At 66.2% G+C, this 9,126-nt stretch carries 10 protein-coding genes and 1 pseudogene; 3 read left to right on the forward strand and 8 right to left on the reverse strand.

What is annotated here, in order from left to right; genetic code table 11:
* Positions 1–6: 6 nt before the first annotated feature.
* From C503_RS0125045 to C503_RS0125075, 7 genes are all read right to left on the reverse strand, one after another.
* Positions 7–1,617 (reverse strand): replication initiator, encoded by a 1,611-nt coding sequence (locus tag C503_RS0125045; protein WP_018684107.1) that lies wholly within the window; start codon positions 1,615–1,617, stop codon positions 7–9.
* Positions 1,614–2,060, reverse strand: coding sequence for a hypothetical protein (locus C503_RS0125050; protein WP_018684108.1), 447 nt, complete (start codon positions 2,058–2,060; stop codon positions 1,614–1,616). The genes C503_RS0125045 and C503_RS0125050 overlap by 4 nt, the downstream gene beginning before the upstream one ends.
* The gene (locus tag C503_RS0125055; RefSeq protein WP_018684109.1) at positions 2,057–3,538 is read right to left on the reverse strand and encodes an FtsK/SpoIIIE domain-containing protein; all 1,482 of its coding nucleotides are present in this window, start codon (positions 3,536–3,538) and stop codon (positions 2,057–2,059) included. The genes C503_RS0125050 and C503_RS0125055 overlap by 4 nt, the downstream gene beginning before the upstream one ends.
* 349 nt (positions 3,539–3,887) lie before the next feature.
* Entirely contained in the window at positions 3,888–4,325 is a 438-nt protein-coding gene (locus C503_RS0125060) for a hypothetical protein (RefSeq protein ID WP_018684110.1), read from the reverse strand.
* Positions 4,322–4,630 carry a hypothetical protein gene (locus C503_RS46195; RefSeq protein WP_026316523.1) on the reverse strand — a complete coding sequence of 103 codons (309 nt, stop codon included), beginning with the start codon at positions 4,628–4,630 and terminating at the stop codon, positions 4,322–4,324. Before C503_RS46195 ends, C503_RS0125060 begins: the two co-directional genes overlap by 4 nt.
* A gap of 11 nt (positions 4,631–4,641) precedes the next feature.
* Positions 4,642–5,196: an AMED_5909 family protein gene (locus C503_RS47400; RefSeq protein ID WP_211222432.1), complete on the reverse strand. Its 555-nt coding sequence runs from the start codon at positions 5,194–5,196 to the stop codon at positions 4,642–4,644.
* A 288-nt stretch (positions 5,197–5,484) separates the two neighbouring features.
* Entirely contained in the window at positions 5,485–5,943 is a 459-nt protein-coding gene (locus tag C503_RS0125075) for a hypothetical protein (protein WP_018684112.1), read from the reverse strand.
* 229 nt (positions 5,944–6,172) lie between these two features.
* Here C503_RS0125075 and C503_RS0125080 point away from each other — a divergent pair, with 229 nt between their 5' ends.
* Positions 6,173–6,847, forward strand: a complete 675-nt coding sequence (locus C503_RS0125080; RefSeq protein WP_018684113.1) for a GntR family transcriptional regulator — start codon at positions 6,173–6,175, stop codon at positions 6,845–6,847.
* 60 nt (positions 6,848–6,907) lie between these two features.
* Here C503_RS0125080 and C503_RS44905 read toward each other — a convergent pair whose 3' ends face one another.
* On the reverse strand, positions 6,908–7,744 hold the full coding sequence (locus C503_RS44905) for a hypothetical protein (RefSeq protein WP_084477235.1): 837 nt from the start codon (positions 7,742–7,744) through the stop codon (positions 6,908–6,910).
* A gap of 477 nt (positions 7,745–8,221) precedes the next feature.
* Here C503_RS44905 and C503_RS48940 point away from each other — a divergent pair.
* Positions 8,222–8,431, forward strand: a pseudogene (locus tag C503_RS48940) (helix-turn-helix domain-containing protein); the annotation flags it as partial.
* A gap of 3 nt (positions 8,432–8,434) precedes the next feature.
* Positions 8,435–8,701, forward strand: coding sequence for an XRE family transcriptional regulator (locus C503_RS48065; RefSeq protein ID WP_245572542.1), 267 nt, complete (start codon positions 8,435–8,437; stop codon positions 8,699–8,701).
* Positions 8,702–9,126: the final 425 nt, after the last annotated feature.

The raw sequence follows: 9,126 nt of genomic DNA on the forward strand, positions 1-9,126 counted from the left end.
GTCCGGTCACGCCGCAGTCGCGGTTGCTGAAACACCCGGCCCGCCTGGTGGCCCGGCAGCGGCCAACAACGCCGTGTCGTATTCGGCCCGCCAGGTCACGCGTTCGGCTATGGCCCGCATGATCAGGTGGTCTCTCGGCGGGGCGTTACGGTCGCCGGGGGCGAGCCTCCGCCAGGCCCAGGCCGAGGTATCCCGGGCGGGTTTGACGATCCCCACCGCCGCCAGGGCCTGGGCGACGAACGCGGCCCGGTCGGCCTTGTGATCGGCCAGCGTCTTGCCCGACCACTTCCGGGACACCAGCACCCGCCGACCTGGCAGGCCGAGGGTGGTGCGTCGGTGAGCGCGTCCCTTGCAGTGCCCGGGGATGGTCCTGGAGGTGGTGCCCTGGGGGTGGACGCCGTAGAGCAGCCACACCGCGCACCGGGGCGAACAGGGCGTGATCGCGAGTTCGGCGTGGAGTCGTTCGTGGTGGTCACGCTGGCCGGGAGTGGTGGCGGTGATGATCTCGCCGGTGGACTTCGTGAGGTACTTGGTCAGGTAGCCGATGTGGCGTCCGGCTTCCTCGGTGCCGCCGAGGACGCCCTTGGAGTGCACCTGGGCGCCGAAGGTGGCGACGTGGGCGGGCTCGTCCACCAGGTCGACCGCGTCCGCCCAGGTGGTGAGCGGTTTCCGAGTCTCCGGGTCGACGAACGCGGCAGTGTGCGCGTCCCACACCGGCAGCCTGTCGCCGCCGTAGACCGGTTCGTCGTGCGGGGGCCACCACACCTGGAGATAGGTAGCGGCCGTTACCTGTCGGATCGTGTCGTGCGGGATGGCCCCGCGGATTCCCGCGTGCAAATGAGGTGCTGTTCTGCGCTGGGGTTCGACCGTGGCGAAGTACTGCACATCCCACCCGACGACGCGGCGTAGGTTCTGCCACCACCGGTCCACCAGCGAGGCGAAGTGCACCGCGTCCCGGGCCGCCCGCCGATAGTCATAGGTGCCCGGGTCGACCGGGGAACCATCGGAGCGGACGGGGCCGTAGGTGTCGCAGGTGAGGGTGACGAACATCGAGGGCCGGAACCGCCCAGCGAACTCACGGCCCACAGTGCGCTTCTCGACCTTGCGCCGGGGCAGGTTCGGGGCATCCTGCCGCCGCCTGGTCGAGCGCACCGGCGCCCTCTTCACCGGGGCCGTGTCCGGCGACGGCAACCGACCCCGGACACCGAGCCGCTGAAGCTCGGCATCCACCGAGCGGATCTCCTCCCGCAGATCGTCCGCATCGGCCCCGGCGGTGTCCCGGTACGCGGCCACCAGGTCCGCGCGCAGCTCGACCAACGCCGTGTGATCCCCGGTCGGGGCGGTGTCGCGCGTCTGCGGTTCCTCGGTCAGGTGCCACCCCTCCCGGCACTGGGCGATCCGCAACGCACGCGCCTTACGGGCACACGGCAGACACACCGACTCGACCGTGGACCCACACGGCACACCCACATAGCGGACCGCGCCATCGGTGGTGTCGGTGACCTCCATCGTGAACGGCCGCACGCACACCCCGTGCTGTTCGGCGGTGACACGCACGACCTCACGCGCCAGCGGCCCCCGGGTCCGGGTGGCGATGTCGACGATGTCTGCGGTCATGGGGTCACGTCCATCGGTGACCCGCCGCCCCAGACGTGGAGCTGTTCCGAACCGAACGTCCTGCGCTGGTGGGGTTCCATGCCCAGCGTGCCGTCCACGCCCGCCCACACCCTCACCCGTGCACGGCCGTCGGTGAGCGTGCCGATGACCGCCACGTGTGCCGATTCGTCGTTGTCCGGCCGCCACACGGACACCACGCAGTCCACCAAGGTGTCGGACCACTCGACGAGATCTCCCACGGTGTCGATCAACCGGCCCCCGTGCAACTGCACACTGATGTGGGTATCGTCGCCGGATGCGTACCCGGAGACACACAGGTAGGCCGGAACGGGCAGGTCCGCGAACACCACCAGGTGCTCACGAAGAGAGTCCATGATGGACAGATAGTCGGGGATGTCCACGAGCGCCGTGGGACTGCCGTACACGAGGGTAGTGGTGTTCATGCTGCTGTTCCTCCGGAGGTGAAGTCGTCTGTGTCGGGGAACGGGACGATCACGGCAGACCCGCCGGTGATCTCGTTCCGTAGTTCGATCAGGTTCGTGTCGGTGACCAGGAACGCCCTCGCTCGCACGGGTTCGCGTTGGCCGTCGTGCTTCACCCACGCCACACCAGGAGTCGACTCGGCGATCTCGTGGGCCGCCGCACCGCGCTGGCGGACGCCGTCACCGAGGACCATGTCCACTTGGGCCGCTTCGTCCAGGCGCATCGCGACCCGGGTGGGGAACAGGTTCCGGAAGGGGACCACTTCCTTGCGCGGGTCCTGCACGAACCCGACCACGCACACCCCGGGAGCACGGCCCTGCGAGGTGATGACCTGGAGCGCGGCCTGCGCGCGTTCACGCAGCCGCTTGTCCGGCAGATAGGCGATCAGCGCGGCCAACTCGTCCACGATCAACACCGTGAACGGGACACCGCTGTCCTTGGTCCACGTGCGACGGACACCCCGGAACCGGGTGGCGCGTGCCCGGACGTCGCTGGCGACCTTCTCCAGAAGCTCCACGGCTTCCTCGGGATCGTCATAGGCCAACTCGGAGAACACCTCCGGGCACTGGCCCAGCTCCATACCGCCCTTGGGGTCGATCCCGACCAGGCGCACCACACCGGCCCTGACCATCGGCGCCAACGCCCAGACCAACGCCCACAGGACCGAGCCCTTGCCCGCACCGGTCGCCCCCACCGTGAGCAGGTGGCCGCCCAGCAGCCGCAGGCACCAAGGCTTACCGGTCTCGGTGCGGCCCACCGGGACCTTCTTCAGATTGACCGTCGCGGCCGTGTCCAGGGCCGGGAGGGGGATCGGGTTGGCCAGCGGGTCGGCCCGCATCAAGTCCAGCTCCAACCGCCCCGGCTTGACCACCCGAACCCGGCATGAACCGGCGCCGAACGAGTGGGCCAGCCCCGACGCGCGCAGTTCCCACTGCTCCGGCGCCTGCCCTTTGACCATGCGGACCCGCACCCGGTCGCGCCACCACTCCGAGCGCACCCGCTTGAGCTTGGGCAGGTGCTCCCGGCGACCGGCCTTCCCGGTCAGCGAGGCCAGGCGCATTACCGTGCGCCATTGCCACGCGTACACCGCCACCCGACGGAACTCCGACCTGGCCCACGCCATCCGACGCGTGAACACATCCGGCGCCTGCCACCACCACACCGCCAACCCCGCGACCACGGGGACCACCAGGCCGCCGAGCAACCACCACCCACCGACGTTGCAGACCAGCAGACCCAACACCGCCGAGGCGACCGTGAGCGGGTAGTACCAGCTCATCCGCACGAACTTCGCCGTCACCCACACCGCAAACCAGACCAGCACCACCGGCAACAGCACGAGCTTGGCCTTGCCCGGCAGCATGGTCCACCACGGCAATCGGGGCCGTGCGACCTCCAACGGGGCCGGGTCGATCCACCGGCCGTTCCCGCCCTTCACCACGCACCCCGAGCCGTGGCCTGCGACGGCACCGAAATGGTGTCGAAAATCAGCGCGAGCATTCCCGCGCACGCCGCGCACTCCACATCCCCCGGCAGCAGACGCGCGTATTTCCCGCATTGACCGCACCGCGTCCGACGAACCAGGGTGACCCCCCTTGCGCGACGGGTACGCCTATCCCTTACCATCATTTTCGTTCACTCCCCCGAGTGGACAGTCACAGGAACGGGACGAGGCCGCCAAACCATTGACCCGTTCCTGTGACCTAACCCGAAATAGCCCTTCCCTAGGCGCGCGGAATCGTCACACGACCCGCGTGCGAATTATCGATAATCACCCCGCCGTAGCGTCAATGATCGTCCGCGTTCACGTTCCCGTTCGTTGGTGTGTCCAGGTCTTCCGGCCGGTACACGCCGTGGGTGAGCTTGGATAAGGCGACTCCCGCCGCCCGCGCCGCCGCCTTTCCGGCGTCGGACCACTTCGTGCCCCAGTTGTGTCGCCGGTACCAATGCGCGTCCAGGTCGGCCGCATGCTCCGGCCGGTACAGGCCGTGCGTGGTCTTCGCCACCACGATGCCCAGGGCCCGCCGAACCGAGGCGGCGAACGCCGTCCAGTTCTCGTACCGACTGTGTTCCAGGTGATCCACCTCCGTCCACTTCTCCGGGTCACCCTGGAACGGCCGCCACGCCTTGTTCGCCAACGCCTTCCGCCGCCACCGCCGGTACCCACTGGCACCGACCACACCACAGACGTAGCCCAGGCCCCAGACCCACCGCCGCCGGGTCATCGCGCCCCCTCGGAGGAATCGGCCGCATCCCGCACGGACAACGGGTTCGCGACGTCGAGGTTCTCCGGGCGATACAACCCGTACGTCGCCGCCGCGACGCGATACCGGGCCATCTGCCGCCACGCGCACAGGCGCTTCCGCCGATCCTCGAAGAAGGTGTAATACTCCCAATCCTTATCGGTCCACAAGTTGCAGTCCCCTTGAAACGGCCCAGCGGCCCGAAGCAACCACCGCCGCCGACGCCACCGCCGATACAGACTCGCACCGGCCACACCGGACACATAGCCGAACGCCCAGATCGGCACCCGTAACGCCCTCACCGCGAACCTGCCTTCTGTCGCTTCTGCGATCCCTTGGCCGTCACGTCGGACGTCGACCTGCCCGCACGGCCTGCGGCCACCAACCCGGCAGCAAGCCGGGAACACCGATCTGCCTCGCCAAGCGCCTGGTGGTGATGAAACCGGTCGATCTCCGCCACCATCCGGTAATACTCGGCACACGCGGCATAGAAGGCGGCCTGACCCTCGATCGACAATCCCTTGACACCGGCTACGTTTCGCAGCCGCGCACCGATCAGGGCAAACGATCGGATGGCATCCACACTGGTACCCACACGAATAGCGGGAACCAGATTCGGCCGATTCTCCAACACCTCACTGGGAATGGACGCCGGAACAGTCTCCGCCTTCTCCCGCTCACGAGCAGCCCAGTAAAGGGCCTCATGCTGGTGGCCACGGTCCTGAACGGCAATCCGCTCATAGGCTCGCGCACTCCGACCGAAGAAACTCAACCACTCCCTGGCCGAAGCCTGCACATGCGGACGCACGTGCACTAACGCCACATGCACATCCCGCAGGATGTCCGCACTCATCGGGTCTAGCTGTACTTCTCCCCCCGACCCCCGTGTGATAGATTGTGACATGATTGACCTCTTCCGCTCAGTGGAAGACGCGGCGGCGAACGGTTTTCAAGGCTTCCCGGCAATGGACCGTTCGACGCTGTGCGCCTCTTAAGCCCCCTCAAAAGCGAAATCTGCTTACGATAGCCAGTCGGGCGTCGTTTCTTTCGTGCCGCACGCCCTCGAACGCCTGCCCGAAGCGCACGTTCCGGTCACCCCACTCCGAGAACGGGACGACGGCGATGGGGTTCCCGCCAGTGCCTACGCGGCCTTGTTTGGTGCCTCGCTCGCGGACTTCCCCGCCCGAGTACTACCGGCGGCCGGGCTCGCGCCCGCAAACCCCTTGGCCCGGTAGACGTAAGACTGGTACTTGAACTCCCCACTGCCCGCCACACGCGGCTCAGCGGTCAGGCCCGCCAGCTCGATCGGCCGCATACCCGGCAGCACCTCCGAGGTGGACGGGACCGGCTGCACGTCCGCCAGAAACGTGATCTCGAACGACGCCCGCTTCGCGTTGGGCTCGCCCGGGTCGGTGACCTTCGCCTTCCACTGCCGCTGTCCGGTCTCCTCATCCACCCGCTGGCGAACCGGCCGACCGGACGCCCTGTCCTCCCGTGACTGGTACTCCGTGTCCGGAGCAACCTCGCCGATAAGGACGAGGCCCTGCGGGAACGCGTCATCGAAGTTGATCGGGAACCGGTGTCCCTTGCTGATCGCCATGGCGTAGGCAGTCCTCTCGCTGGTCGTCAGGTGGGGCGCTACCCCCTCGTGAAACCATCGTATACGTAGCTTCGTATACGCACAAGTGGTGCGTATACGAAGGCTGCTACGCCTCCCCCGCGCCATCACGACCAGGGGTGGCGCGGTCGACACCGAAGGAGGATCGGGATCGATGACGGGATCAGGGCCAGGCGGTGGCACGGTGGACACCGAGGGAGGGCCGGGACCGGTGCGGGAGCCCGCCTATGTCTCCATCGCGGGCACGTACGCGCGGCTCATCCGGGGCGGAGACCTGTCGCCCGGGATCCAGTTGCCCAGCCACGCCGAGATGGCGGAAAAGCACGGCGTGTCGGACATCGTGGTCCGTAAGGCTATGGAGCTACTCAGGAGTCAGGGGCTGGTCCGAACCGTTCGCCGTCGTGGCATCTTCGTCGCAGACCGTGCCAACCTCGTGCGCATTTCGCCGGAACGCCAGATGCAGAGCCCGGAAGTGTCATTCGGAGCAGAATCCGAAGAGTCGGTCGACGTTCACCGCGAAACCGCGCAAGTCTCCGCCACAGACGAACTTGCGGACATCTTCGGAGTTCAGACTGGGGACGAGCTTGTCTATGTCATCACGCGCGTTTCGAGCGGCGGGCATCCTGTGTCGATCTCGGACACCTATCACCGGGTAGGCGCGAACGGGGCGGCCGGCGCGACCGTTCTAGAGGAAACCCTTGCCGACAAGATGCCGACGAAGGTCCATGCGGAGTGGTTGCGCACGCCCGTGGGAGCCCTCGTCAAGACGGTACGCCAGGAGTTCCGCGCGGTAGACGGGCAGATGTTGATGATCTCCGACATCTCCTACCCGCAAGACCGTTACGACGCGTTTGTGTTCAGAATGAATCTCAATCCTGATTCTTGAGACTGCTGGCCATCCCGCCTGCCTGGGCCGGACATCCTGACCGATGTCCGGCCCGGACTTTCAACGGCGTACCCACCCCTCGGCGACATCGGGAATGTTCCACCATGACACGTGTCGTGAATCCTCCGACTCCAGTGTCCAGCCGTTCGACAACGCCTCAAAGAACGCATCGTCTCCGGTCATTCCCCCCTTGTGCTGCCCAACGAAGATCAGACGCTCGCCGCCTGCTCTCTCAAATGCTGCCAGGGCTTCCGATGCCATGGGCGCACCCCAACCTGGAGGCCAGCAGAGCAACAGCACATAGCCCGGCCGACTGGCTACATCCCTGTCGAACTCTTCAATATTCCCGACATGATGCCAGGTTTCAATCTGCCCGGTCGCAGGCGAGAAGGAACTATTGTCTTCCTTGTCTGGGGGTGATGAGTCGTACGCCTGGACACTCACGCCCGCGCGGGTGATCTGTGCCGCCCAGTAGCCCCGGCCCGCTCCGAGTTCGATCATCGGCCTACCTGCACAGAACGCGGCTATCCACTCTATGGTTTCCGGAGACGGGATCGCATATGCAAATATTCCTTGTAAGAGCATCTGGGCATACGCAAGTCGGCCACTTCCGTTCGAATGGCCAGCATTTACTAGCCTGCGCCCGTCGCATTCATGCACAAAGGGCGAAACGATGTCCCAATACGGATTCTCGCTTTCCGTGCGCCCGCCCGTCACATAATGAACGAAGCGTAGATCGAACGCGTTGTCTATCCGATTATCGCCTGTTCCTGGCAATCCCAGGGCGGTACTCAGATAGTCATCAACTTTCGGATATTCGACCCGAAGGCGTTCTTCGTCATTCAGCAACGCCGCCAACACCTTCCGGCGTTCCTCTGTCAAGGCAAGCTCGATCACGCCGCCTGTCCTTTCAGATCCGCATTCCTGCCGCTATGACTCCAACGCTCATCCACATCGACCACCGTAGGCCCTCTGAGGCGCGCTCGTCACCTGCGACGATCGCGTGATCCCCAGACTGGGCCGTTAGCCCATCCAACCTTTTGCGCACTTCCAGCGGGGGCAACCTGCGTCGCTCCCGCCGTCTCACCCCCCAGCCCGCACCAGTCAAGACCTTCCCGAGATGCCGACAAGGGGCGCGCCGCTGGCCCTGCATGTTCGTGGTTGCTGCTGAATCTGGCTCTATGGGATCAAGGCCGCGCCGCCCGCGCGGCGCGGCGCGGTGTGCCTGTCCTGGTGGCAGGCCGGTCCGTATCCATCGCGCCACAGCGCGGGCTCCCGCTCCGCTTCGCCCGCGCGGGCGCGCGGCACAGCCTGCCACCGGGTCGAGACGCACCACACCGCACGGGCGGCGCCGATGCAAACCGACGAGGACCGATGGTTGACACTGACCGGACGCTAGTGCGGCCTGAGCTGCTCCGCTCCGTTGGCCGACAGCTCAGAAATGCCCGAGAAGACCTGGGATGGACACGGTCTCAGGTGGTCAAGCGGGTCGAGTTCGAGCTGCACGTACAGACCTTGGCGACATATGAGCAGGGGACTAGGCAATGCACGCTAGGCCGATTCGTCGCGATCTGTCAGGCGCTGGGCGTGTCTGCCCTGGACGTCCTCAAAGATGCAATGGAGCAGACAGAGGTTCCCCCGCACAAGTTGGTTTGCGCGGTCGACCTGCGAGTGATCATGGCGGGAATTGACCCAGAACTCGAACCGCTACGACGGTGGGCACGTAATCGCCTCATCGCCGACTCCAAGACGCCCGTGGTGCCACTCGAACCTGACGAGGTCGCGACCCTTGCGATGTTCTGCGGTCTGTCCCATGAAGACTTTTTCCAGCGCCTCACCGGCGCTGACGGGTGAACGAGCCCGCCGTTCTAGCCCGAGACCGACCTTCGCATAAAGAGCAATGTGGCCTCAGGCGGTCAGGACGCGTTGCCAACCTGGTCGGTACCAGGGGCGCCCGCCCCTGGACCCCTGGCACCCGTGGCACGATCCGCGCAGACGTTGATCTGAGCTGCCGTCCGTAGCGCGGATCGCACCACGGGAACGTGGAACAGGCTCGCGCACAGCCTTCGATCCGGAGCGAATACCACCCCACGGACCTCAGATCGCGCGCGAGCCCCAGGCCGTTCAGGCCGTTCCCGACCGACGCCCAGGCCGTCCACAGGCCGTCAGACGTCAGGTACCAGCCGGAAGCAATCGGCATCAACCAGTAAGAACCCGCAGGTCACGACATTGGCTGCCGCGAACCCCCAGGTGGCGACAGCGTCGAAAAGATATCCACA

Source organism: Actinokineospora enzanensis DSM 44649 (assembly GCF_000374445.1).
Lineage (GTDB): Bacteria > Actinomycetota > Actinomycetes > Mycobacteriales > Pseudonocardiaceae > Actinokineospora > Actinokineospora enzanensis.